The organism is Nocardia sp. NPDC058705 (assembly GCF_042749305.1).
Taxonomy (GTDB): Bacteria; Actinomycetota; Actinomycetes; order Mycobacteriales; family Mycobacteriaceae; genus Nocardia.
The window spans coordinates 37,024-61,307 of the sequence record NZ_JBHYRN010000003.1; the positions used below are offsets into that span (position 1 = coordinate 37,024).

Consider the following 24,284-nt stretch of genomic DNA (forward strand, 5'->3'; position numbering starts at 1 on the left):
CCCCCTGTGCACCCGACTGCGGACTTCTACCAGGATACGGCCTCCACTGGCCGCATCGAAACCGAATCCTGTTGCTGAGCAACGGCTTCGGCAATGTCGATTACCGAACTCACCACGGCGCCCCCGGGTTTCGACCTGCCGCCCGTCCTTTTCTGACCCGCCGAATCCATTCCGCCGGTGGCTTCGTGACCTGACCCGCCACCAGGACCAGTCCCGTCGGCCGGTCCACCGCGAGGAAGCCGAAGGGTCGGTCGATGTCCACCGAAGTGATTGTCGACCAGGTCTTCTGCGGCATGCCGCCCCGGGTCATCGCCACCGCGGTCACTGCGGCCGCTTCGAAACCGCCCGCGTCGAATCGCGCGATGACATTCTGGCCTGCGGCGTCCAGCGTGAGCGGATCCTCGGCGAGTCCGGCGAAATGCGAACCGGGATCGGTCGTCGCGGTGCGCAGCCCGAACAGGGCAGTGTGGTGAAGCAGGTCGTGGGAGTTTTCGACTTCGAACGGTGGCAGCGTCAGTACCACTGAATCGCCGCGAGTGTAGGTTTCCCGTCGACTCACCGACAGACAGGGTGCGATCGTGCCGACCGGCAGTTCGGTGCGTACGTCGGCGGTCCCGTCCAGGGCCGCGAGGCCGACGGGGAGGCCGTAACGTGGATCCGTTCCGACCAGCAGATGTACGTCGAGTTCGCCGTTACCGGTGACGATCACCCGGGTGACTTCGTCGTCGAGGATCGACACACTGTCGTCGGCACGGTTCGTCCGGTACAGGCCGGGGCCCCGATGTCCCTGCCACGGACCGGATTTGGGGGCGTACATGACCTCTTCGAACGGCGTCGCCCAACGGGTACGCGCCAGCAACGCGGTCGCCAGCGCGAGCACGGTCTCCTCCGCGATCGGCACCGGAAACTTTTCGATCAACCCGCGGGTCTGCTCACGTGCCCACGCATCGAGTGCCGCCTGATCGCCCAGCGCGCCAACGGTCCCCACCGGCATACTGCGAACCCACTCCTCCCGCAGAGTCAACCCGGTCCGAACCCACGCCCCGATCGCCGTCGACACCTCCCGCGAAGTATCCAGCGACTTCAACATATCCAGCCCGGCCGCATGCGCCTGATCTGCGGAAACCCCTACCGCGGCACTGAGCTCATCCCGCGCCCGCCCGGAAGCGGCCCCCGCCAACACCGCGAGCAACGGCCACAACCCCGCCCCCGACACCACCGCGTCCTCGTTCCCGAACGTCGCACACCATCGCCCCGTCAACGCATTCGATGCCCGCACATGCGGCACAAGTGAACTCCCCATCCCCGAATCCTACGACCAGCCACCGACAATCCGCCACGTCGCCGCAAACCCGACGCCCCCAACCACCGGTTCCGGTTACCGCCACGAACTCCTCGTACCAGCGAATGTCACTGGTCAGCCAGCTAACTCGCAGCGATCCGCCTACCGCCGTAGCCAGTTCGCCGTGGGAGCTCCGTCGGCGGCCCGGCGAGTATTGCGAGTAACGGCCATTATCCCGCCGCCCTGTTGTCACCGAACGTCGCGGCCCATTGCGTTAGCGCAGTCGAGATACGTGGCTCCCCGATCGACGAATCCTATTGCGGTGCACCGACAAGACTCAGTTCTCGACCGGGCGCCTCGGTCACTCTGCTGACGGCACCAGCGTGTTCTGTCGGGCTGCGGTCCACCACTGCCCGTCCTGCTTGACCAGCACGTAGAGGGCGACCATCGCGGGTTCGGTGTCGATCAGGGTGCCGTCGGCGGTAGTGGCACGTGCTGTTTTGTGGGCGATGGCAACGTCGGGCCGCAAGAAGACCACGTCGACGACGTCGTACCGAACGAATTCATCCTTCAGGAATCCGGCCAACCCGCGTCGGTTCGCTTCGAGCAGCGCATCGCGTCCGCTGATCAGCATGCCGACGGCATTGCCCACTACGGCGTTGGCGGTGAACTGTGCGGTCATGAGCTCGGCGTCGTTGGTGTTGTAGGCAGTTTGCGTGTCGGTGATGATCCGGTGAATCGCGGCGATATCGGCAGTGTGGTCCACGGTCTCGTCGTCGATGACCGGGGGCTGAATCAGGTTCGCGCTCATGTGAACAACTCTCGACCCTCAACAATGGTTCAGGTCAAGAGGTGTGGGTCGGATCACCGCACGCCGCGCGGCCGGAACTGGATGCTGATGCGGGGTCCGACCGGGCGCGCGGTTTTCGGCACCGCGTGTTCCCAGGTGCGCTGACACGCGCCACCCATCACCAGCAGATCCCCGTGCCCCGCCGTGAATCGCACGCTCGCCCCGCCGCCACGAGGCCTCAGCAGTAGGGACCGCGCTGCTCCGACCGACACGATCGCGACCATCGTGTCGTGGGTGGCGCCGCGGCCGATGGTGTCGCCGTGCCAGGCCACGCTGTCGCGTCCGTCGCGATAGAAACACAACCCGGCAGTCCGAAACGGTTCGCCCAGTTCGGTCTCGTAATGCGTGGTCAGCGCCGCCCGTGCCTCGACCAGAATCCGATCCGGCAGCGGATCGTTCTCCCCGAAGAACGACACCAACCGCGGCACATCCACTACCCGGTCGTACATGGGCCTGCGCTCCGCATGCCACGGCACCCGCTCCGCCAGCCGATCGAACAGCTCGCTCGCGCCACTCAACCACCCGGGTAGCGCGTCCACCCAGGCCGTCGCATCGAGTTGGGTGCGCCGAATCGCCCCGATCGCACCCAGGGCAACCGCATCACCGTCGAACAGTGAACCTTGCAGGGGCAGCGACATGACCGCCATTCTAGCGGGTGTTCGAATGTATGTTCGATACATGCCCCCGGGGAGTCGGGAGATACCGCCCGAGCGCGCTGTGGCTGACCACCTTGTCTGTCACCTGATCAGGAAATCTGTCACCAAGAACGAGCGTTCCATGGCGCCTAGCCCAGTTGGCCCGCCGAGTATCCTGGCGTCGTGCGCTTCCAACCCTTCCGGCCGTCGAGTCGTTACGCCGAAGAAGCGCGGCGATGTAAGCACGAAGAGCAGAAGATGCTCGATGATCCGCGTGTATTCACCGTTGGTGCGGATGCTCATCAGTGGGCTGCAATGTGGGTGGACGAGGAGCTGACAACGATTCCGCTGCACGCGGATTCATATCTTCCGTGGCGTGCTGCCCTGGGCATGAACGCCCCTGACCAGCCTTGGTTCGAGTTGGTGATCAACGCGGTGCTTCGGCGGGCGGTCAGCGATGGAGTGATCGCAGTTCCCGAGCCTGGGGCGATTAGGAGCAAAGGCAATATTCGTGATCCTCTGACCGAGGACACCATCGGCATCACGCTCGGGTTCGAGGCCTTGCGGACCAAACGCCTGATAGCGGCCAGCCCTGAATCCCTGATGTACGCCGATCTCAACGCCCGACCTGAGCTCGGGGCTCACGCTGTAGTTGCATTGCTCCACGCCGTATCGGACATCATGCGCGCACCTCGCTACCTGTAAGGGGCGCCGGCAGCTTGTGTCCTCGACCAGGCCGACGCCGGCCAGGTCTCGTTCCTCGGATCCGGCAACTCCGAAACGTAACGTAATCGGCTACGAGTGGACGTTCGGTGCCGGGGCAACTCCGCCTCGGCGACGCCTGCTGCTCCAGTCCTGCGCCGCGGCGTCGAGGTGAGTGAGGACAATTTCGCCGCAGTGCAGGCCAGGCAAGAACTACCGGTCAAGGTGACCCAGGCATTCCGGACCAAGATCCTGCGCGGCCTCTACCCGCCGACCTGGCCGACAACACCGCCGACCACACACCGTTCGCCTTCAAAGCTTTCGTGCCCTCCCACCCCTACGCCACCTCATGGGCAGGTTCATCGGACTGGGTTTCCGCCCGGAACACATCACCACCTAGCGCCATACGCAGTGGGAGACAACCGGATCGACCTCATCTGCCAAGATCTTGCCGCAGGACAGCCAAGGTGTTGCCGGTGCGATACAGCTCGATCAGAAGGGGGCGCAGCGCCTGCCCGCATGCGGTGAGGTCATAGCTGGTGCGTACGGGAAAGCCGCGCAGTGTCCGTCGCTCGAGCAAGTCGCGGGCCTCGAGTTCGCGGAGACGGTCGGTGAGCACTTTGGCGCTCAGGGCGGGCAGCCGGTCTCGAAGCTCGCCGAACGAGAGCGGCCCGCTCATCAGTTCGCGCAGTACCAAGGTCGTCCAGCGGCCGGAGATCGCCGCCAGCGCGACCTCGACCGGGCAGTCGAGTTCCGGCGCACGAGTCCGCCCACCGTCGTCGGGCACGAGCTCGTCGTCCCAGTCCACGTCGGTCACCGTTTGGTTGCCTACGTGCGGCCCGAGTTGGCTGTCGCTATGACCCATATCAGTTCTCACCACCCACCCACCCTCGCCCTCACCACCGACCCGACGCAACACCCCGCGGTATTCGCGAACCGCTTCAACACCGGCGACCCGGACTCGCTCGCGGAGGTCTACACCGACGACGCCGTGTTCGTGCCCGAACCGGGCAGCCAGGTCGCCGGCCTCGCGCTACGAGCAGCCAACGCCGATTTTCTCGCTCTGGGCCTGCCGATCCGGGTCAGCCCCCGCCACACCTACGTCGCGGGAGATACCGCCCTGCTCATCGTCGACTGGGAAATAGAAGGCTCCGGCCCCGACGGCACCCCGATCCACCTCACAGGGACCGCCACCGACGTAGCCCGCCGCGACGCCGACGGCCACTGGCGCTACATCATCGACAACCCGTTCGGCACCGCCTGACATCTAGACCTCGAGGCGGCACGGCCTCCGTGTCGATCCACGTCCACGAGCCGACAGATCCGTTATGGCCGCAACAGGACGGCACCGAATGCGATCCTCTCCTCGAGCATTCGGTGCGCGGCCGCCGCGTTGGCGAGGGGGAGAACCGAGTCGACCAAGGGTGTCAGCAGGCCTTGCGCCACAGCTTCCAACGCGGCGGATCGTTGACGAGCGACCTCGTCGAGCCAAGCGGTACCCGCGCAACCCGACAACGTGAGTCCGCGCAAGATCAGATCGCTAACGCTGAGTTGCGCCGGTGCGCCGTCCAGCCAGCCGTAGCTGAGGATTCGGCCACGAAGGGGCGTGATGAGATCGAGCAGGGGGGAGAGCGAATCGCCGCCGAGGGAATCGAACGTGACGTCCACCGTGTCGCCTGCGAGGATATCGGCCAGTTCGGCGGCCCAGTCGTGTGCGGTGTGGTCGAGCACATGGTGCGCGCCGTTGTCGCGTGCCAGTTCGGCCTTTTTCGGCCCGCCCGCGGTGCCGATCACGCGCGCGCCCGCGGCGGCGCTCAGTTGGGTGAGGCACCTGCCGACACCGGTCGCGGCGGCCTCGATCAGGACCGTCTCGCCGACGGCGACTGTTGCCGTGTGCATCAAAGCCAGTGCCACTGAACCCGGCATCAGCACCGCCGCAGCGTGTTCGGTGCTCAGGTTGTCCGGAATAGTCGTTAGCGAATCCACTTCGGCGACAACGAGTTCAGCGTACGAGCCGAAGCCGGGCGTTGACGCGACGACTCGTGTGCCGAGTAACCCCGCATCGACGCCCGCTCCGACCTCGACCACCGTGCCCGCTGCCTGGAACCCGAAGACTGCGGGCAGCGGTGCGGGAAAGGGAAACGTGCCTGCCCGGACCTTGGTCTCCGGGTATAGGACCGGCACCGCCTCCGCTCGGACGAGGACCTGTCCGTCGCCGGGGCGAGGTTCGTCGACTTCGCGCGCCACCAGAACGTCGGGTGCGCCGGTCTCGGTCATTACGATTGCCTGCATCAGAACTCCATAAGTTGACTGCTGGTCAAGATGTCTCGAACGATATGGACCGCCGGTCAACTTGTCAACGGATCGGCCTGGTGCCGAGAAAGCGGTGCGATGACCGACCGACGTCCCGCCGAGCGCGCCGATGCCGCACGCAACCGTCGAGCGATCCTCGATGCCACCGCCGCGTTGCTGGCCGAACACGGCGCGGCCGGGGTGACGATGGATCGGGTAGCGGCAGCAGCGGGCGTCGGGAAGGGCACCATCTTCCACCGGTTCGGAAGTCGCGCGGGCCTGCTCTACGAGCTCGTGGCCGAGGGCGCTGTCGAGTTGATGGCGGCGGTCTCGAGCGGTCCGCCGCCGCTGGGGCCGGGTGCACCGGCGACCGACCGGCTACTCGCCTTCTTCGACGCCATGACGAGCCTGGTCACCGATGATGTGGAACTGATCGCGGCCTATCAGGCGATGCCGCCACATCCCCGCAGCGCCGAATTCCACACGTTCTGGGCGCAGCACATCGGCGCGCTCTTGCGTGAGGTCCGCCCCGACATCGACGCCGACACCGTGGGCGCGCTGTTGCTGTCGACAGTCGGCGGGGAACTCGCTCAGCAGATGGCCAGGGCAGGGGAGGTCGACCGCTTGCGATCGGGGATCGAGGAACTGGTTCGTTCGGTTCTGCGCGCTCCCTGAGCGGCACGACTGACTTCCGTATCCAACTTATAACCGACCTGGGGGCTTGCGGCAAGGCCCGGGTAGTACTGCAGAATCGCTGGGCCACACAGGGACCAGCGATATTCGGGAGTAACACACGATGCAAGAGATGACCACCGACGTGATCGTTGTCGGCGCTGGACCCGCCGGGCTGATGCTCGCGGGGGAGTTGGGGCGAGCTGGCGTTCGGCCGCTGGTGCTGGAACGTCGGGAGCGGCCGGGGACGGCGCAGAAGGCCAGCGGTCTCGGTGGGCGGATTCTGGATGTGCTGCGGCACAGGGGGCTGCTCGATCGGATGAGCGCGGCCAGCGGTGACGCCAGTCCGAAGCCGATTTTCCCGTTCGGCGGGGTGTATCTGGACTTCACCGGCCTCGACGAAACCCCGTTGCACGCCATGGCGATTCCGCAGGCGCAGGTCGAACAACTCCTGGCCGAGGACGCCGTCGAACTGGGCGCCGAGATCCGCCGTGGGCACGAGGTCGTCGCGCTGGAGCAGACCGACGACGCGGTGCTCGTGGAGGTGAACGGACCCACCGGGCCGTACCGAGTGCGCGCTCGCTACCTGGTCGGTTGCGACGGTGGGCGCAGCCGGATTCGCGAACTCGCGGGCATCGAGTTCCCTGGCAGCACGTATCCGGAGGTCAACCGGTTGGCCGCGGTGGCGGTGCACGAATCGGTGACCGTGCTCGACGACGGCGGAATCGAGGTGCCGGGATTCGGCCGGATCGCGCCGGGATTCACCCACACCGACTGCGGCGTGTTCGCGCTCGGCGCGGTCAGCCCCGAGTCGCGCGTGATGTTCTTCCAGACCACGGAGAACGACAACACCGAATACGACAACGACGAACCGCTGACCATGACCGAACTCGGCGACAGCGTCCGGCGCGTGCTCGGCGCGGAGGTTCCGCTGGGCGCACCGACGCGCCTGTCGCGCTATCAGTTCCAGGACCGCCAGGCCGAAAACTACCGCGTGGGTAGGGTTTTCCTCTCCGGCGATGCTGCTCACCTGCTGCCCGCCACCGGTGCCGCGATGAACCTCGGCATGACCGACTCGGTGAACCTCGCCTGGAAACTCGCCGCCGACATCCACGGCTGGGCACCGGCCGACCTGCTCGACACCTACCACGAAGAACGCCACTTCGCCGGTGGTCGCGCGCTACTGCAGACCCGCGCCCAGGCGGCCCTTCGCCAAGGCCAGGACCCCGCCGCCGAGGCGCTGCGCGCGGTGTTCACCGAGCTGCTCTCCGACGAACCCGCGCTGCGCCGCATGGGAGCTCTCGTCGCGGGCACCGACCTGCGCTACCCGAATACCGGAACACATTCTCTCACCGGCACTTTCGTGCCCGACCTGCCGCTGCACACCGATCATGGCGTCACCGACGTCGCCGAACTCATGCACGTCGCACGGCCGATCTTCCTCGATCTGGCCGATCGCACGGACCTGCGTGAGGTCGCCGAAGAGTGGGCACCGCGCGTGGCGATCCACACGGCGAAGACCGGTGATCGTCCGGCCGATGTTCTGCTGATCCGCCCGGACGGTCATCTCGCCTGGGCCGCAACGATCGACGAACCTTCCGACACCGCGAAATCCGAACTGCGCACGGCATTGGCGAAATGGTTCGGCATTCCGGAATCGATGCGATCGAAGTAGGTCGGCCTGAACCCGGTCGCCACGTGACGGAACGTCAGGCGAATCACGGTCCGGCCCTTGATCGTTCGGGCCGGGCCGGGTTCGCATTGAAATCCTCGATCGGCTGTGGATTAATCCTGGGATGAATGCGATCTCGACGACCGGCGGGCCGACGAAGCACGCGCTGCCCGGCTGGTCGGTGCCGATGGTGTTCATCATCGCCGCGACCTCGCAATATGTGGGCGCGGCGCTCGGTGTCTTCCTGTTCGACACCACCGAACCGTCCACCGTCGCCTGGCTGCGCGCCGCCGCCGCGGGAGTGGCACTGCTGGCGTGGCGACGACCGTGGCGCACCCGCTGGACTCGGCGGGGGATCGTGACGGCGGCCGGCTTCGGCATCGTCACGGTCGGGATGAACATCGTGTTCTACGAGGCGATCGCGCGGATTCCGCTCGGCACCGCCGTCGCCATCGAATTCCTCGGCCCGGTCGCCGTGGCGACGCTCGGTTCGCGACGGGCTCGCGATCTGATCGCCGTGGCCTTGGTGGCGGTCGGGGTGGTGTTGCTGGCCGGTGTGCAACTCGATGTCGAGCCGGTCGGTGTCGCGTTCGCCCTCGCCTCGGCGGTGCTGTGGGCGGCCTACATCCTGGTCGGCAAGCGCGTCGCCGACACCGGTGACGGCCAGGATTCCCTCGCGGTCGGCATGGCGGCCGCAGCGGTGTTGCTGGCGCCGTTCGTGCTCATCCCGCAGTTGGCGATCGACGCCGGAGTGTTCGCCGACCCACGCACCTGGCTGCTCGGACTCGGCGTCGGCGTGCTGTCGAGCGCGGTGCCCTACGCGCTGGACCAGGTGGTTCTCACCGCGGTGGGCCGTGCGCGTTTCGCTCTGCTGCTCGCTTTGCTGCCGGCGACCGCGACCGTCGTCGGCGCGATCGCCCTCGCACAGCGGCCCACAGCGCTGGAACTGGCGGGCATCGCACTGGTCATGCTGGCCTTGACGATCAGTGCGATACCTACCCGTCAGGCCGCGCCGGAACCGCCCGCGCCACTCTGATCACGTTCGAGATGCCAGATCCGGCGACGGCGCGTCGACAGGCGCACTGGCACTGCGGATTCCGCGCAGAAGCAGGGCAGCGCCGACCACCACGAACGGTCCCGGAGTCGGCTCGACAACGATTGAGCAGAACACGCCCCAGCCGAACACCATCCAGCCCAGGAACGGCGGCGGAACGATCCCGTTGCGATCCATCCAGACGACCGTCACCCCGACCACGAACAGCGGCCAGCCGAAACCGGCGGGGTTACCCCAGAACGCATGCGCCGCATCGGTGTCCTCCCACCAGCGCCCCCATAGTGCCAACGACAGCCAGTCATCGAAATAGGACCAGCTGGCCAGCATCCCGAGCGTGAGATGCCCGATGCCGATGAGCGCGATCAACCGGCCTCCCCACCTGATCATCCGATTCGAACTCGACTGTTCCATGGCTGACTCCCACCAGATATACGGCACCGTACAAGTCCGAGAATATCGCCAGATATACGGCTACGTATAGAAGCTGGGGCTATGGGGTGGCACACACCGCGAGCGCCGATCACGGTGACCGCCGGAACCCGCCCTCGGAGTCGATCACCTGCCCGACCAGCCATCGCCCCTCATCGGAAACGAGCCAGGCGATCAGCCGAGCCGGATCATCCGGCGCCCCGACGCGACCGCGCGGAAACGCTGACCGCACTTCCTCGATCACCGCGAGATCCCGATCCGCCGTCGCCGCAGTCAGATACCCCGTATCCACCGGACCCGGATTGACCGTATTGAGCAGGATCCCGCGCTCGATCAACTCGGCCGCGACGGTGCTCGTGAGCCCGGCCAGAACCGATTTCGCTGCGGCATAAGCGATTTCCGACCGCATCGGCCCGAGGTGCTGACCCGAACTCATCCAGATGACTCGCCCCCGGTCGCGCACGGGATGCGCCTCGGCCCGGTATTGCTGTGCGAAAGCCTTCGTCAACAACAGCACCGATCGCGCGTCGATCGCCCAGTGCCCGTCGAGCATCTCGGCATCCATCTCGAAAAGATCCCCGTCGCCGCCGCTGCGCGCATGATTGGCGACCAAGATGTCGACCTGCCCGAAAGCGTCGACCGCCGCGTCGATCACCGCCTGTGCGGCCGTCGGCGCGGCGAGATCGACGGCGATATCGGCAACGCGCGTGATCTCGCCCAGTTCGCGGCAGACATCCCCCGGGTCCTGCGCACCCCAAGGCTGCTCCGCATCATGTGGCGCCCAATGCGTGAGAAACAACGTGGCCCCCTGTCGCGCCAACCGCCGCGCCACCGCGAACCCGATCCCGCCCCGCCGACTCACCCCGGTCACCACCGCGACCCGCCCACTCAACGCCGTAGATTCCATGATCTCGATTGCACCCGGTAAACGCCCGTCGCCGCAACCGAATACAGCGGACCGGGAATCGCCGTTAGCTGACCAGCCGATGCCGCATGTTGCGGCGAGTGGATGGGCGGTGCACCCGCAGATCGTGAAAATCTGATCTGTTGCGAGATTCGCTGGTCGGCCTAGTTTTTCACGCCGACACGCGGTGCCGATGGGTCTGGTCTTCGCGTGTGCTCGGCCCCGTCCTCATCCATCCTCGGACGGCGGCGACGCCCCAATGTTGTTCGGCTACAATGGGTTCGGACTTCACCAAATGCGTGCGACTTCGGGAAAGGCTATCGGGGCAGGCGTGAGCATCTACGAAGGTTTTGAAGGATACCGCGACCCGACTGAGCCGGAAGTGCTAGCTCTACTGGCCAGTGCGCCGGTCGTGGTGGATACGAACGTGTTGCTTGATATCTATTCCTTCGAGGAATCGGCACGCCGTCTGGCTCTCGACGTGCTCGAATCGTTGCGGGACCGCTTGTGGGTTCCGCATCAGGTGATGCGTGAGTTCTGGCGTAATCGTCATTCCGTAATCGCAGATATAAGCCCGCCTGCATCGCCGATCGGCGCTGTTCGCAACGAGCTTCTCGCTATTGTGAATTCTCTTCGCCCCGACCGTGAGCGTCCGCAAGATATCCAGTCGATACGAGATATGATCGAACGGCAACTGGGTGAGCTTTCAGACGCGATCGGCAAAGCGCGTGGTGCGCCGCTGGAAATTACCAAAATCTTGGATGATACCAGTGCGGATCCGGTGCTTACCAGATTGTCGGTCATTCTTGACAATCGAATCGGAAAATCTCTCGGTGATGACGAAGAAGATATGATAGGCCAAGGTTTGGAGAGGTCCAAGCGGTCGATTCCTCCTGGGTACATGGATGTCCGAGATAAAGCGGATCAGTTGCAGGAGCGTGGCACGGGCGACTTTCTGCTGTGGGAGCAGACGCTCCGCCATGTTTCGGGCCTGTCTAGTTGTGAAGCGTTCATTCTCGTCACCAATGATGTCAAGGAAGACTGGAGGATTGTTCTCAAAAAGCCGAGTAAGCGAACATTGGGCGTTCGTCCGGAATTGGTGGCAGAGGCAATCGAGAGAACCGGCGCTCGGCTTGTGCTGCTGACTCAAAGTGACTTCTACCGACTGATGGCGAAGACGAGACTTGGTGACGAGGAGGCCTCGGAGTCCCTTGTTGCCGCAAGTACACGGTTGCCCGACATCGGCTCGGATGGTGTAGGTAACTGGAACCTCGCCGCATACGAACGGTTGCTGAGCGACCTGCGGACGGGAGGCTATGAATTGCAGGCGGATGTCATCTTGCTTGCGGCGGGGAGCGGTGGCTTTGTGGCACGCGCTGTAATCTACGAGCGCGCCGGATTTTCCGAGGAGCGGTCATTGCGGCGGTTTTCGCTACCGGCTCAGCGGATTGCCTTGACTTTGGTGGACGAGGGGCTGATCGGCGACGATGCCGCTCATCCGCTCGTAGCGGTATTCGAAGGCCCTGGACGGGCGATCGGGTACCGGGTTCCCGGCGAATTCGTCGAATTGGAACAGGAGCGCTAGCGGCATCCTGCGCTGCGTGCAGACTTCGGTGTGGTGTGCACGCTCAACTGCGGTCCTGGGCCAGGTAGTTGTAGATTTCGTGGACTTCGATGGTGGGCTGGTTGGGCATGCCCACTTCCATGCCGACGGGGCCGAGGGTCGATTCGGCGAAGCTCTGGAACTGCTCGGGGGATTCCCAGACGTCGGTGACGTGGAATCCGGTGTCGGTTTTTCTGACCAGGTGGAACAGCAGGCCGGGGCCGCCGGAGCCGCCGTGCACGAAGCCCATTTTCGCGAGGGCCTGGTCGTACTGTTCGAGAGTCGAGCCGGTGAATTCGAGTTCGACGGCAACCGTCATGACGGCCATCTCCTTGCGCGGTCGAGCGGGGGTGGAGTGTCTGAAGGCCCGGCCCGGCAAACGGGGGGTCGTGATCGAACATCGTGACCCGGCGCTCCGATCGGGTCACGACCGCTCTGGGCGGCGGCACGAACCCGCCGTCGCGATGTGGTGCGCGTCACAGTCTAGTCCGCGGCCTACCCCTCGACAAGCCACCCGGTCGGTCGAGACATTGTTGCCCAGACCATGCCGATACCCGAGTCACCCGGCGCCGCCCGCGGCCGTGGGGCGGTACTGACCAGTTCGTATCCGAGCCGCTGGGGCACTGCCGCGCTACGAGCATTCTCTGCGTCACAACGGATTTCGACGCGCGCGATGTGGGGGAGAGTCAGTGCCACGTCGGTCAGGGCGCGGGCGGCGCGGGTGATGATTCCGCGGCCGGTATGAGCGACATGGCCCCAGTAACCGATTTCGATCGCCCCGGGTTCGATCCGGTCGTGCAGCCCGATACCGCCCACCACCTCATCCGCTGCGGTGAAGATCCCGTACAGGTAGCCACCGCTGGGCGTCGGCCAGTGTGCGGCACAGATCCGCAGGAATCGGCGTTGCCCGTCGAGCGTCGGCGGCTCCTGCGCCCACGGCATCCACCGACGCAGATGCGCATGCGAATCGGTGAGCGCCGCGAACTGGCGGTCCAGGTCGCTCGGCTGCCACCGGCGCAGCAAGACATCGCCCAGATCGATCCGCTCAGGCGGTGTCGCTGCGGGGCACGGGCTCATGTCGATGGCCATGTCCGATGATGGCGGAATCCGGCGATGCCCGGCAACGTAATTCCGGATGGTCGTCGACGTGAATGCGATCACGGATCGGTTCGGGTCGAGGCGGTCGACGTGCCGTGCCGTGGCGGTGAAATGCATGCGCTCACTGGACTTTCGGCGCGCATGTGATCACCGACACCCCGGCGCCCGTCGGCGAGTGGCCCGTGGTCGTGCTCACAGGTGGGCCTACCTGGTCAAAGGCGCCTCGGGGCGCTGATAGGCTGGCGGGCGAGTTAGACATCCTTTAACGGACCGTCCGGTGAGGCGGGGAAGGAGGTCGGCATGGCTGTGCCCGAACGGGCGGCCAGATCCGGCGCGAGTGAGACATCGCAGCGGCACACCCCGGAGTGGGTGGATGCCGGACGCGAGCTGTTGTCCCCGTCGGATGTGCAGCGGACGGTAGCGCGGATGGCGCATCAGATCATCGAGAAGACCGCCCTGGATTCCGGCGACGCCGACGCACCGCGGGTGGTTCTCATGGGAATCCCGACGCGCGGCACCACCCTGGCCAATCGGCTGGCGGCCAAGATCGAGGAGTTCTCGGGCGTGCGTCCCGCGCTCGGCTCCCTCGACATCACCCTGTATCGCGATGACCTGCGCAGTCGCCCGCATCGCCCGCTCGAGCGCACCTCGGTGCCCGACGGCGGGATCGAGAACTCCCTGGTCGTGCTCGTCGACGACGTGCTGTTCTCCGGCCGCACAGTCCGCTCCGCCCTCGACGGCCTGCGCGACCTCGGCCGCCCCCGCGCCGTGCAGCTGGCGGTCCTCATCGACCGTGGTCACCGCGAGCTGCCGATCCGCGCCGACTACGTGGGCAAGAACGTGCCGACTTCGCGCGCCGAGGACATCTCGGTGCTGATGGTCGAGCACGACGGTCGTGACGGTGTCTACCTGCATCAGGAGGGCCAAGAGTGAAGCATCTGCTGACGGTCGCCGATCTTGATCGCGGCGCCGCCACCGAACTCCTCGACGAAGCCGAGCGCTTCGAACAGGCCCTGCTGGGCCGCGAGGTGAAGAAGCTGCCGACCCTGCGCGGTCGCACCGTGATGACGGTGTTCTACGAGAACTCCACCCGCACCCGCGTGTCCTTCGAGGTCGCGGGCAAGTGGATGAGCGCCGACGTGATCAACGTGAGCGCGTCGAGTTCGTCTGTCTCCAAAGGTGAATCGCTGCGCGACACCGCGCTCACCCTGCACGCGGCAGGCGCCGACGCGCTGATCGTGCGCCACCCGGCTTCGGGTGCCGCGCACCAGATCGCGCGCTGGATGGAGCAGTGGGCGCGCGAGGAGAACCGCGTCGCCCCGTCGATCATCAATGCCGGCGACGGCACCCACCAGCACCCCACCCAGGCCCTGCTCGACGCGCTCACCCTGCGTCAGCGCCTCGGCGACATCGAGGGCAAGCGGATCGTGCTGGTCGGCGACATCCTGCACAGCCGGGTCGCCCGCTCGAACGTCTCCCTGCTCAACACCCTCGGCGCCGAGGTGGTCCTGGTAGCCCCGCGCACCTTGCTGCCGATCGGCGTGGAGGCGTGGCCCTGCCGGGTCTCGACGTCGCTCGATGCCGAGCTGCCCGGTGCCGACGCGGTGATGATGCTGCGGGTGCAGGCGGAGCGGATGAACGGCGGGTTCTTCCCGTCGGCCCGCGAATATTCGATCAACTACGGACTGTCCGAGCGCAGGCTCGGACTGCTCGACGACGACGCCGTGGTGCTGCACCCCGGTCCGATGCTGCGCGGCATGGAAATCGCCTCGGCGGTCGCTGATTCGCCGAAATCGGCTGTGCTGCAGCAGGTGTCGAACGGTGTGCACATGCGGATGGCCGTGTTGTTCCGGCTGCTCGTCGGTCAGGAGGAAACGGTATGAGTGAGCTGCTGATCAAGAACGTCAAGCCCTACGGCGAAGGCGACCCCGTCGACGTCCTGGTGCGCGACACGATCATCGCCGAAATCGGTACCGGCATCACGGTTTCCGATGACGCCGAGGTGATCGAGGGCAACGGCCAGATCCTGCTGCCCGGCTTCGTCGACCTGCACACGCACCTGCGTGAACCCGGCCGCGAAGACACCGAGACCATCGAAACCGGTTCCGCCGCAGCGGCACTGGGTGGTTACACCGCGGTGTTCGCGATGGCCAACACCAGCCCGGTCGCCGACTCGGTCGTGATCACCGACCACGTGTGGCGTCGCGGCCAGGAAGTCGGCCTCGTCGACGTGTTCCCGGTCGGCGCCGTCACGGTCGGCCTGCAGGGCAAGCAGCTCGCCGAGATGGGGACGATGGCTGCCGGTATCGGCCAGGTCAGGATGTTCTCCGACGACGGCCACTGCGTCGACGACCCGCTGATCATGCGCCGCGCCCTCGAATACGCGAACTCCCTGGGCGTGCTCATCGCCCAGCACGCGGAAGAGCCGCGCCTGACCAAGAACGCCATCGCGCACGAAGGCCCCAACGCCGCGCGCCTGGGCCTGCAGGGCTGGCCGCGCGCCGCCGAGGAGTCGATCGTCGCCCGCGACGCACTGCTCGCTCGCGATGCGAACGCCCGCGTGCACATCTGCCACGCCTCCACCGCTGGCACCGTCGAACTGGTGAAATGGGCCAAGTCCCAGGGCATCTCGATCACCGCCGAGGTCACCCCGCACCACCTGCTCCTCGACGACTCGCGCCTGGAAACCTACGACGCGGTCAACAAGGTGAACCCGCCGCTGCGCGAGTCCTCCGACGTGGCCGCGCTGCGTCAGGCGCTGGCCGACGGCATCATCGACTGCGTCGCCACCGACCACGCCCCGCATGCCGAGCAGGACAAGTGCTGCGAGTTCGCGGCCGCCCGCCCCGGCATGCTCGGCCTCGAGACCGCCCTGTCGATCATCGTGCAGACGATGGTGCAGCCGGGCCTGCTCGACTGGCGCGGTGTCGCGAAGGTGATGAGCGAGAAGCCCGCCGCGATCGTCGGCCTCGACGACCACGGCCGTCCGATCGCCGTCGGTGAACCGGCCAACCTCACGCTGATCGACCCCGACGCCGAGTGGACGGTGCGCGGCGCCGAGCTGGCGAGTATCTCGAACAACACACCGTTCGAGGACATGACGTTCCCGGCCGAGGTCACAGCCACCGTGCTGCGCGGCCGGGTAACTGCCCGCGAGGGCAAGGCGGTCGGGATCTAGGGAGGCCAGGACGTGGAAAGAACGCTGTGGGTAGTCGGGCTGCTGGCATTTTTCATTGTGTGCCTGTGGCTGATGTACCGGGCATGGCAGAAGAAGGCCACGCGACAGCAGGCACGCATCGGCGAACTGCCGACGGTGCCGGCCGAACTGGGCGCACAACTACTGGAACCGACCACCGGCATGTACCTGGGCAGCACCATCGCGCCCAGCTGGCAGGACCGGATCGCGGTCGGTGACCTGGGATTCCGGGCGACCGCCGAACTGACGCGGTTCGAACGCGGAATTCTGCTCGAACGCGACGGCGCCACGGTGATCTGGATTCCGCAGGAATCCGTGAGCGCGGTGCGTACCGAGCGCGGCCACGCGGGCAAAGTGATGACGGAAAATGGTGTGCTGGTAATTCGCTGGACACTGCCGAGCGGAACCGAGATCGATACCGGTTTCCGCGGCGACGACAAGACGGTGTACCCGGCATGGACTGCGGATGCGACCAGGGTGACGACGGGAGACGATGAATGAGCACAGCAGCAAAGGCAGCCTTGGTGCTCGAGGACGGCCGCGTATTCCGCGGAACCGCCTTCGGCGCGCAGGGCCAGACACTCGGTGAGGCCGTGTTCTGCACGGCGATGACCGGGTACCAGGAAACCCTCACCGACCCCAGCTACGCCCGCCAGATCGTGGTGGCCACGGCCCCGCAGATCGGCAACACCGGCTGGAACGACGAGGACGACGAGTCCGGCAAGATCTGGGTCGCCGGTTACGCCGTGCGCGACCCCTCGCGGGTCAGCTCCAACTGGCGCGCGACCACCACGCTGCAGGAAGAGCTGGACAAGCAGAGCGTCGTCGGCATCGCGGGGATCGACACCCGCGCGGTGGTCCGCCACCTGCGCAGCCGCGGTTCGATGAAGGCGGGCATCTTCTCCGGTGCCGCGCTGGCCACCGATGAGGAACTCCTCGCCCGGGTCAACGGCCAGTCCTCGATGCTGGGCGCCGACCTCGCCGACGAGGTCAGCACCGACGCGATGTACACGATCGAACCGGTGGGCGACCACAAGTTCACTGTCGTCGCGGTCGACCTGGGCATCAAGACCAACACCCCGCGCATGTTCGCCGAGCGCGGCGTGCGCACCCACGTGGTCCCGGCCAACACCTCGATCGACGGCATCCTCGCGCTCAACCCCAATGGCGTGTTCCTGTCGAACGGCCCCGGCGACCCGGCCACCCAGACCGGCGCGATCGCGCTCACCCAGGGTGTCCTGGAACGCGGGATCCCGCTGTTCGGCATCTGCTTCGGCAACCAGATCCTGGGCCGGGCACTGGGCCGCAGCACCTACAAGATGAAGTTCGGCCACCGCGGCATCAACATCCCGGTGATCGAAGAGGGCACCGGTCGCGTGTCCATCACCGCCCAGAACCACGGCTTCGCCCTCGAGGGCGAGCGCGGCGAGGTGTTCGACACCCCGTTCGGCAAGGCCGAGGTCTCCCACATCTGCGCCAACGACGGCACCGTCGAAGGGGTCCGGCTGATCGACGGCCGCGCCTTCTCGGTGCAGTACCACCCCGAGGCCGCCGCAGGCCCGCACGACGCCGCATACCTGTTCGACCGTTTCGCCGGTCTCATGGAAGGAGCCTGATGCCTCGCCGCGAGGATCTGAAGCACATTCTGGTGATCGGCTCTGGCCCGATCGTGATCGGCCAGGCGTGCGAATTCGACTACTCCGGCACCCAGGCGTGCCGGGTGCTGCGGTCCGAGGGACTGCGCGTGTCGCTGGTGAACTCCAACCCGGCGACCATCATGACCGACCCGGAGTTCGCCGACGCCACCTACGTCGAGCCGATCACCCCGGAGTTCGTCGAGAAGGTCATCGAGAAGGAACGCCCCGACGCCATCCTGGCCACCCTCGGTGGGCAGACCGCGCTCAACACCGCGGTCGCGCTGCACGAGAACGGTGTGCTGCAGAAGTACAACGTCGAGCTGATCGGCGCCGACTTCGACGCCATCCAGCGCGGTGAAGACCGGCAGAAGTTCAAGGACATCGTCGCCAAGGTCGGCGGTGAGAGTGCCCGCAGCGCAGTCTGTTACACGATGGACGAGGTGCGCGCGACCGTCGCCGAACTCGGTTACCCCGTGGTTGTACGTCCGTCGTTCACCATGGGTGGCCTCGGCTCGGGCATGGCCTACAACGAGGAAGACCTCGACCGCATCGCCGGTGGCGGCCTGTCCGCGTCGCCGACCGCGAACGTTCTGATCGAGGAGTCCATCCTCGGCTGGAAGGAGTTCGAACTCGAGCTCATGCGTGACCGCAACGACAATGTGGTCATCGTCTGCTCGATCGAGAACGTCGACCCGATGGGTGTGCACACCGGTGACTCGGTCACCGTCGCCCCCGCGATGACCCTGACCGACCGCGAGTACCAGAAGATGCGCGATCTCGGCATCGCCATTCTGCGCGAGGTCGGCGTCGACACCGGCGGCTGCAACATCCAGTTCGCGGTGGATCCGAAGGACGGTCGTCTGATCGTCATCGAGATGAACCCGCGTGTGTCGCGTTCGTCGGCGCTGGCGTCGAAGGCCACGGGCTTTCCGATCGCCAAGATCGCCGCGAAGCTGGCCATCGGCTACACCCTCGACGAGATCGTCAACGACATCACCGGCGAGACCCCGGCTTCCTTCGAGCCGACCCTCGACTACGTCGTCGTCAAGGCTCCGCGGTTCGCTTTCGAGAAGTTCCCCGGCGCGGATGCCACGCTGACCACCACCATGAAGTCGGTGGGCGAGGCGATGTCGATGGGCCGCAACTTCTCCGAGGCCCTCGGCAAGGTGCTGCGTTCGCTCGAGACCAAGGCCGCCAGCTTCTGGACCACCGACGACGGCCAGTGGGCCCCGAAGGATCCGAGTGATCCGGCGTCGGTGCGCGAGGCGATCGAAGCCATTCTCGCCGACCTGCGTGTGCCGACCGAGGGCCGCATCTACCAGGTCGAGCGTGCGCTGCGCTACGGCGCGAGCGTCGAAGAGGTCGCGCTGGCTTCCGGCGTGGACCCGTGGTTCGTCGCCGAGGTGCTCGGCCTGGTCGAGCTGCGTCAGGAAGTCCTCGACGCGCCCGTCCTCGACGAGGATCTGCTGCGTCGCGCCAAGCACTACGGACTGTCCGACCGTCAGCTGGCGGCGCTGCGTCCCGAGCTCGCGGGCGAGGCGGGCGTGCGCTCGCTGCGTCACCGTCTCCAGGTGCGCCCGGTCTACAAGACCGTCGACACCTGCGCCGCGGAGTTCGAGGCCAAGACCCCGTACCACTACAGCACCTACGAGCTGGACCCCGGTGCGGAGTCCGAGGTCGCGCCGCAGCTCGAGCGCGAGAAGGTCATCATCCTGGGTTCGGGCCCGAACCGCATCGGTCAGGGCATCGAGTTCGACTACTCGTGTGTGCATGCGGCACAGACCCTTTCGGCTGCCGGGTACGAGACCGTGATGGTCAACTGCAACCCCGAGACCGTGTCGACCGACTACGACACCGCCGATCGCCTCTACTTCGAGCCGCTCACCTTCGAGGACGTCCTCGAGGTGTACAACGCCGAAGCCGAGTCGGGCACCGTCGCCGGTGTGATCGTGCAGCTCGGCGGCCAGACTCCGCTGGGTCTGGCGCAGCGCCTCACCGATGCAGGCGTGCCGGTGGTCGGAACCTCCGCGGCCGCGATCGACCTGGCCGAGGACCGTGGCGAATTCGGTGACGTGCTCGTCGCCGCCGGACTGCCCGCGCCCAAGTACGGCACCGCAACCACGGTCGCGCAGGCGAAGAAGATCGCCAACGAGATCGGCTACCCGGTCCTGGTCCGCCCGTCCTACGTGCTGGGCGGGCGCGGCATGGAGATCGTCTACGACGAGCAGTCCCTCGAGGGCTACATCTCCCGCGCCACCGAACTCAACCCGGACCATCCGGTGCTGGTCGACCGCTTCCTGGAAGACGCCATCGAGATCGACGTCGACGCTCTGTGCGACGGCGAAGAGGTCTACCTCGGCGGCGTGATGGAACACATCGAGGAAGCAGGCATCCACTCCGGTGACTCCGCCTGCGCGCTGCCCCCGATCACCTTGGGCCGCAGCGACATCGAAGCCGTGCGCCGCTCCACCATCGCGCTCGCCAAGGGCATCGGCGTCAAGGGTCTGCTCAATGTGCAGTACGCCCTCAAGGACGACGTGCTCTACGTCCTGGAAGCCAATCCCCGTGCGAGCCGGACGGTTCCGTTCGTCTCCAAGGCCACCGCTGTACCCCTCGCAAAGGCCTGCGCGCGCGTGATGCTCGGCGCCACCATCGCCGACCTGCGCAAGGAAGGCATGCTGCCGCCCGAGGGCGACGGCGGCCACGTGCCCCTCGACGCGCCGGTCGCGGTCAAGGAAGCCGTGCTGCCCTTCCACCGGTTCCGTCGCGCCGACGGCTCCGGCGTGGACTCACTGCTCTCCCCGGAGATGAAGTCCACCGGCGAGGTCATGGGCATCGACGCCGACTTCGGCACCGCCTTCGCCAAGAGCCAGGCCGCCGCCTACGGCTCGCTGCCCACCGAAGGCACCGTGTTCGTCTCGATCGCCAACCGCGACAAGCGCGCCATGGTGTTCCCGATCAAGCGCCTGCATGATCTTGGTTTTCGCATCCTCGCCACCGAGGGCACCGCGGAAACCCTGCGCCGCAACGGCATTCCGTGCGAACAGGTGCGCAAGCACTCCGACCCGGACGCCACCGATCCGGCCACCGGCATGCCGGAAGCCTCCATCGTGGAGCAGATCCGCGACGGCGAGATCGACATCGTGTTCAACACCCCCTACGGCAACTCGGGCCCCCGCGTGGACGGCTACGAGATCCGCACCGCCGCGGTGGGCGCGAACATCCCGTGCATCACCACCGTGCAAGGTGCGGCGGCGGCGGTGCAGGGCATCGAGGCCAGTATCAACGGTGGCATCGGGGTGCGCTCGCTGCAGGAATTGCACTCGAAGCTGCGTGGCTGAACACCATGACGACAACCAGGAGCAGGATCGATGACGACGTTCGGTAGCCGACTGCAGCACGCCATGCGCGAATTCGGCCCGGTGTGCGTCGGCATCGATCCCCATCCGGCGCTCTTACGGGCGTGGGGCCTGACCGAAGACGTCGACGGGCTCGAGGCCTTCGCCGAGATCTGTGTCGAAGCCTTCGACGGTCGTGTCGCGTTGGTGAAGCCGCAGGTCGCGTTTTTCGAGACCTACGGGTCGGGCGGCATCGCGGTGCTCGAACGCACCATCTCGGTGCTGCGTGCCTCGGGCACTTTGGTGCTGGCCGATGCCAAGCGCGGCGACATCGGCTCCACCATGGATGCCTACGCCCACGCCTGGCTCGGCGACGGACCCCTGGGGTCGGACGCTGTGACGGTCTCGCCGTACCTCGGTTTCGGATCCCTCGATCCGGCGCTGAGTCTGGCGAAGGACAATCACCGTGGCGTTTTCGTTCTCGCGGCGACCTCGAATCCCGAAGGGGCGCAACTGCAACGGATCGCCGCCCCGGACGGGCGCACGATCGCCCAGACGATGGTCGACGAAGCCGCCGCCCGCAACGCCGGACCCGGTTTCGGCTCAGTCGGCGTGGTCGTCGGTGCGACACTCACCGAGGCACCTGATCTGTCGGCCCTCAACGGCCCGATCCTGATGCCGGGCGTGGGCGCTCAGGGCGGGGGAGCGGACTCCATCCGCGCCCTGGTCCCCGAGGCGAACCTGTCAGGGGTCGTGCCCGCCGTGTCCCGCGAGATCCTCAACGCGGGTCCGTCGGTGACGGCGCTGTGCGGCAAAACAGCTGAGCTGCAGGAAGCATTCGCTTTCCTCCAGGCCTGAAACCTGGTGTGACGGAGCCGGAGTGGACTACCACTCCGGCTCCGTCGCTGTTCAGTCCTTGCGCCACACATAGGCGGCCGAGATCGGGTGATGGCGGAAGCGCTCCCACTTCGGTTTCAGCGCAACCCATTCGTCGTCGATGACGCGCTCGTGCAACTCGGCCAACCGCCAGCCGGAGTTCACCGCCGCCGTGACGTGGTCGCTGATGAGATGGACATTGGTCGTGATGGCCACCGATTCGCCGGAGTCGGCGGTGTAGTGCGTCGGCATGCCCGAAGCCATGATGAAGTGCGGGTGGAAGGTGACCAGGGCGAAGGTCGCTTTCGGGGTCGCCAGCCGCCATGCCTCCCGGTACAGCGGTCGCAGATCGGCGAGATGCTCGTCGACCAGCGAGGAAATGACGAGGTCGTAGGCCGAATCGCTGAGACCGGTGGCTGCGGCATCGGCCTCGATGAGCCGGTCGTGCGCGCCACGGCGCCGCGCTACGGCCAGCATCTCCGGCGTCAGATCGACCCCGTCGATGGAACCGACCCCTTTGTCCCGCAACCACTGTCCGGTCCTGCCCGTGCCACAGCCGAGGTCGACCGCCCGTTTTACCGCACCCCACGACGGCTCTTCGAGCCGGTCCAGCAGTGCGAGATCCATCGCGTCCTCGACGGTCTGCTCATAATGGGCGACCCATTCGCCATAGCCGGTGCGCACATCCACGGTGCGGTATCCGCGTGCATCGAAATCGCTGAACTCCATCGCGCCGATTATTCCGGCGGCCCGCAGGATGCGAAACGGGTTTTTCGCCGCGGTCGCCGATCGTGAGCTTCAGGCGAGGCAGTACGTCGCTGTGACCGTGGCGAACATCGAGAACGCGTCCGAGGAACCCGCCGAGCCGACGACCATGGTCATCGATCTGCCGCCCGTCGACCGGAACGCATAGGTGACGTAGCCGAGCAGTTCACCGCCGTGCCCCCACAGATCGTCCCCGCACGGCGGCTCGAAGCGTTGGAGGCCGAGACCGTAGTGGAAGCCCATGCCCATCGGAACTGTTTCGCGCATCTGGTCCAGCGCGGCCGGACTCATCAGCCGCCCGCCCAGCAGGGCAGCGAAGAACGCATCGAGATCGGCTGTTGTGGAGAGCATTTCGCCTGCGGCCCAGTCCAGGGACGGGTTCATCTCGGTCACGTCGGTTCGGCCCGCGCCGTCGATGTCGCGGTGTGCGGTGAGGGCGGGTGCGGGGATACGCGGGTCGTTGCCGGGGACGGTGGTGGCGGTCAGTCGTAGCGGTGTGAGGATGCGGTCGCGGATCTCGTCGCCGTAGCGGTGGCCGGTCACGTGCTCGATCAGCAGGCCGAGGGCGACGTAGTTGGTGTTCGAGTAGCGGAAACGGGCACCCGGTGCGAAATAGGGGTCGTGGCGGACCGCGGTGGCGAGCAGGTCGCGGGGCGCGTGGCTGCGGAACCGGTCGTCGCCGCGCCAGCGGTTCGTCGACATGCCGGGTTCCTTCATGTAGTCGTAGAGCCCGCTGGTGTGATTCATCAACTGCCGCACCGTGATCCGGTCACCGCCGGGGATCTGATCGGGCAGCTGTGCGGCGATCGAACCGTCCAGGTCGACCCTGCCCTCATCGACGAGTTGCAGCACGACGGTGGCGACGAAGGTCTTGGTGATGCTGCCGATCCGGAACCTGCTGTGCGGGCCCGGCGTGGTCGCCTGTCCGTCCGCGCTGCCTTCGTGGTGCCATTCGCGCTGCTGTTCGCCGTCGGAGATTCGCAGCACCACGTCGGTGTCGTGCCAGCGGGCCGCAGCCGCCACTGTGTCCCCGACGACCTGCCATCGTGCCGTCACGAGGACGAGAGCGGCCACCGACATGGTCGTCAGCACGGTGCCGAGAATGACCAGTGTGGCCCGAAACAGTCTCTGTCGCATACCTTTCGACGCTATGGGGCCGGATACCCCGTAGCGAGGGTGTGCACCCCGCAAGAGGGGTGCGGAAAACCCCACCCCGAGCCTGCGGTCGCACCACACCGGCCGGGTGGCTGACGCTACTGATCGCGAGCCGTCTGATTCC

General features: G+C 66.4%; 24 protein-coding genes. 13 read left to right on the plus strand and 11 right to left on the minus strand.

The genetic code is table 11. From position 1 onward, the window contains the following. Positions 1 to 109: 109 nt before the first annotated feature. The 3 genes from ACFW6D_RS05615 to ACFW6D_RS05625 form a co-directional block, all read right to left on the minus strand. The gene (locus tag ACFW6D_RS05615) at positions 110 to 1,303 is read right to left on the minus strand and encodes a serpin family protein (RefSeq protein WP_379325113.1); all 1,194 of its coding nucleotides are present in this window, start codon (positions 1,301 to 1,303) and stop codon (positions 110 to 112) included. Positions 1,304 to 1,643: 340 nt separating this feature from the next. Further along, positions 1,644 to 2,093: an SgcJ/EcaC family oxidoreductase gene (locus ACFW6D_RS05620; protein WP_379325115.1), complete on the minus strand. Its 450-nt coding sequence runs from the start codon at positions 2,091 to 2,093 to the stop codon at positions 1,644 to 1,646. A gap of 53 nt (positions 2,094 to 2,146) precedes the next feature. After that, the gene (locus tag ACFW6D_RS05625) at positions 2,147 to 2,770 is read right to left on the minus strand and encodes an alpha-ketoglutarate-dependent dioxygenase AlkB (protein WP_379325117.1); all 624 of its coding nucleotides are present in this window, start codon (positions 2,768 to 2,770) and stop codon (positions 2,147 to 2,149) included. Between the two features lie 180 nt (positions 2,771 to 2,950). Here ACFW6D_RS05625 and ACFW6D_RS05630 point away from each other — a divergent pair, with 180 nt between their 5' ends. Further along, the gene (locus ACFW6D_RS05630) at positions 2,951 to 3,472 is read left to right on the plus strand and encodes a hypothetical protein (RefSeq protein WP_379325119.1); all 522 of its coding nucleotides are present in this window, start codon (positions 2,951 to 2,953) and stop codon (positions 3,470 to 3,472) included. 430 nt (positions 3,473 to 3,902) lie between these two features. Here ACFW6D_RS05630 and ACFW6D_RS05635 read toward each other — a convergent pair whose 3' ends face one another. After that, positions 3,903 to 4,286 carry a winged helix-turn-helix transcriptional regulator gene (locus tag ACFW6D_RS05635; protein WP_379325121.1) on the minus strand — a complete coding sequence of 128 codons (384 nt, stop codon included), beginning with the start codon at positions 4,284 to 4,286 and terminating at the stop codon, positions 3,903 to 3,905. 39 nt (positions 4,287 to 4,325) lie between these two features. On the opposite strand from ACFW6D_RS05635, the gene ACFW6D_RS05640 reads away from it, so the two are divergent. Next, the gene (locus ACFW6D_RS05640; protein WP_379325122.1) at positions 4,326 to 4,733 is read left to right on the plus strand and encodes a YybH family protein; all 408 of its coding nucleotides are present in this window, start codon (positions 4,326 to 4,328) and stop codon (positions 4,731 to 4,733) included. Positions 4,734 to 4,795: 62 nt separating this feature from the next. On the opposite strand, the gene ACFW6D_RS05645 is transcribed toward ACFW6D_RS05640, so the two are convergent. Further along, positions 4,796 to 5,761, minus strand: a complete 966-nt coding sequence (locus tag ACFW6D_RS05645) for a zinc-binding alcohol dehydrogenase family protein (protein ID WP_379325124.1) — start codon at positions 5,759 to 5,761, stop codon at positions 4,796 to 4,798. 99 nt (positions 5,762 to 5,860) lie between these two features. On the opposite strand from ACFW6D_RS05645, the gene ACFW6D_RS05650 reads away from it, so the two are divergent. The 3 genes from ACFW6D_RS05650 to ACFW6D_RS05660 all read left to right on the plus strand — a co-directional run bounded on the left by ACFW6D_RS05650 (position 5,861) and on the right by ACFW6D_RS05660 (position 9,141). After that, positions 5,861 to 6,436 (plus strand): TetR/AcrR family transcriptional regulator, encoded by a 576-nt coding sequence (locus tag ACFW6D_RS05650; RefSeq protein WP_379325126.1) that lies wholly within the window; start codon positions 5,861 to 5,863, stop codon positions 6,434 to 6,436. Positions 6,437 to 6,566: 130 nt separating this feature from the next. Then, on the plus strand, positions 6,567 to 8,108 hold the full coding sequence (locus ACFW6D_RS05655) for an FAD-dependent monooxygenase (protein ID WP_379325128.1): 1,542 nt from the start codon (positions 6,567 to 6,569) through the stop codon (positions 8,106 to 8,108). 121 nt (positions 8,109 to 8,229) lie between these two features. Next, the gene (locus ACFW6D_RS05660; RefSeq protein ID WP_379325130.1) at positions 8,230 to 9,141 is read left to right on the plus strand and encodes a DMT family transporter; all 912 of its coding nucleotides are present in this window, start codon (positions 8,230 to 8,232) and stop codon (positions 9,139 to 9,141) included. Here ACFW6D_RS05660 and ACFW6D_RS05665 read toward each other — a convergent pair whose 3' ends face one another. Together ACFW6D_RS05665 and ACFW6D_RS05670 are read right to left on the minus strand one after the other, a co-directional pair. Then, the gene (locus ACFW6D_RS05665; RefSeq protein ID WP_379325132.1) at positions 9,142 to 9,570 is read right to left on the minus strand and encodes a DUF6463 family protein; all 429 of its coding nucleotides are present in this window, start codon (positions 9,568 to 9,570) and stop codon (positions 9,142 to 9,144) included. Between the two features lie 109 nt (positions 9,571 to 9,679). Further along, positions 9,680 to 10,495 carry an SDR family oxidoreductase gene (locus tag ACFW6D_RS05670; protein WP_379325134.1) on the minus strand — a complete coding sequence of 272 codons (816 nt, stop codon included), beginning with the start codon at positions 10,493 to 10,495 and terminating at the stop codon, positions 9,680 to 9,682. 328 nt (positions 10,496 to 10,823) lie between these two features. Between ACFW6D_RS05670 and ACFW6D_RS05675 the strand changes: the two genes are divergently transcribed. Then, the gene (locus ACFW6D_RS05675) at positions 10,824 to 12,077 is read left to right on the plus strand and encodes a PIN-like domain-containing protein (RefSeq protein ID WP_379325136.1); all 1,254 of its coding nucleotides are present in this window, start codon (positions 10,824 to 10,826) and stop codon (positions 12,075 to 12,077) included. A gap of 43 nt (positions 12,078 to 12,120) precedes the next feature. On the opposite strand, the gene ACFW6D_RS05680 is transcribed toward ACFW6D_RS05675, so the two are convergent. Further along, positions 12,121 to 12,414, minus strand: coding sequence for a hypothetical protein (locus tag ACFW6D_RS05680; protein WP_379325138.1), 294 nt, complete (start codon positions 12,412 to 12,414; stop codon positions 12,121 to 12,123). 176 nt (positions 12,415 to 12,590) lie between these two features. Continuing rightward, entirely contained in the window at positions 12,591 to 13,310 is a 720-nt protein-coding gene (locus ACFW6D_RS05685) for a GNAT family N-acetyltransferase (RefSeq protein WP_379325140.1), read from the minus strand. 183 nt (positions 13,311 to 13,493) lie between these two features. Between ACFW6D_RS05685 and pyrR the strand changes: the two genes are divergently transcribed. The 7 genes from pyrR to pyrF are packed head-to-tail and all read left to right on the plus strand — an operon-like array spanning position 13,494 to position 22,222. Further along, on the plus strand, positions 13,494 to 14,126 hold the full coding sequence (pyrR, locus tag ACFW6D_RS05690) for a bifunctional pyr operon transcriptional regulator/uracil phosphoribosyltransferase PyrR (protein ID WP_379325142.1): 633 nt from the start codon (positions 13,494 to 13,496) through the stop codon (positions 14,124 to 14,126). Then, positions 14,123 to 15,076: an aspartate carbamoyltransferase catalytic subunit gene (locus ACFW6D_RS05695; RefSeq protein WP_379325144.1), complete on the plus strand. Its 954-nt coding sequence runs from the start codon at positions 14,123 to 14,125 to the stop codon at positions 15,074 to 15,076. The genes pyrR and ACFW6D_RS05695 overlap by 4 nt, the downstream gene beginning before the upstream one ends. Further along, positions 15,073 to 16,371 (plus strand): dihydroorotase, encoded by a 1,299-nt coding sequence (locus ACFW6D_RS05700; RefSeq protein ID WP_379325146.1) that lies wholly within the window; start codon positions 15,073 to 15,075, stop codon positions 16,369 to 16,371. The genes ACFW6D_RS05695 and ACFW6D_RS05700 overlap by 4 nt, the downstream gene beginning before the upstream one ends. Positions 16,372 to 16,383: 12 nt before the next feature. Beyond that, complete coding sequence (locus ACFW6D_RS05705; RefSeq protein WP_379238760.1) at positions 16,384 to 16,890, plus strand: transporter; 507 nt, start codon at positions 16,384 to 16,386, stop codon at positions 16,888 to 16,890. Next, positions 16,887 to 18,005 carry a glutamine-hydrolyzing carbamoyl-phosphate synthase small subunit gene (carA, locus tag ACFW6D_RS05710; protein ID WP_379325148.1) on the plus strand — a complete coding sequence of 373 codons (1,119 nt, stop codon included), beginning with the start codon at positions 16,887 to 16,889 and terminating at the stop codon, positions 18,003 to 18,005. The genes ACFW6D_RS05705 and carA overlap by 4 nt, the downstream gene beginning before the upstream one ends. Further along, positions 18,005 to 21,367: a carbamoyl-phosphate synthase large subunit gene (gene carB, locus ACFW6D_RS05715; protein ID WP_379325150.1), complete on the plus strand. Its 3,363-nt coding sequence runs from the start codon at positions 18,005 to 18,007 to the stop codon at positions 21,365 to 21,367. Before carA ends, carB begins: the two co-directional genes overlap by 1 nt. Before the next feature lie 30 nt (positions 21,368 to 21,397). Beyond that, the gene (pyrF, locus tag ACFW6D_RS05720) at positions 21,398 to 22,222 is read left to right on the plus strand and encodes an orotidine-5'-phosphate decarboxylase (RefSeq protein ID WP_379325152.1); all 825 of its coding nucleotides are present in this window, start codon (positions 21,398 to 21,400) and stop codon (positions 22,220 to 22,222) included. 51 nt (positions 22,223 to 22,273) lie between these two features. Here pyrF and ACFW6D_RS05725 read toward each other — a convergent pair whose 3' ends face one another. Next, complete coding sequence (locus tag ACFW6D_RS05725; protein WP_379325154.1) at positions 22,274 to 22,969, minus strand: class I SAM-dependent DNA methyltransferase; 696 nt, start codon at positions 22,967 to 22,969, stop codon at positions 22,274 to 22,276. 69 nt (positions 22,970 to 23,038) lie between these two features. Further along, positions 23,039 to 24,142: a serine hydrolase domain-containing protein gene (locus ACFW6D_RS05730; RefSeq protein ID WP_379325155.1), complete on the minus strand. Its 1,104-nt coding sequence runs from the start codon at positions 24,140 to 24,142 to the stop codon at positions 23,039 to 23,041. Positions 24,143 to 24,284 lie beyond the last annotated feature (142 nt).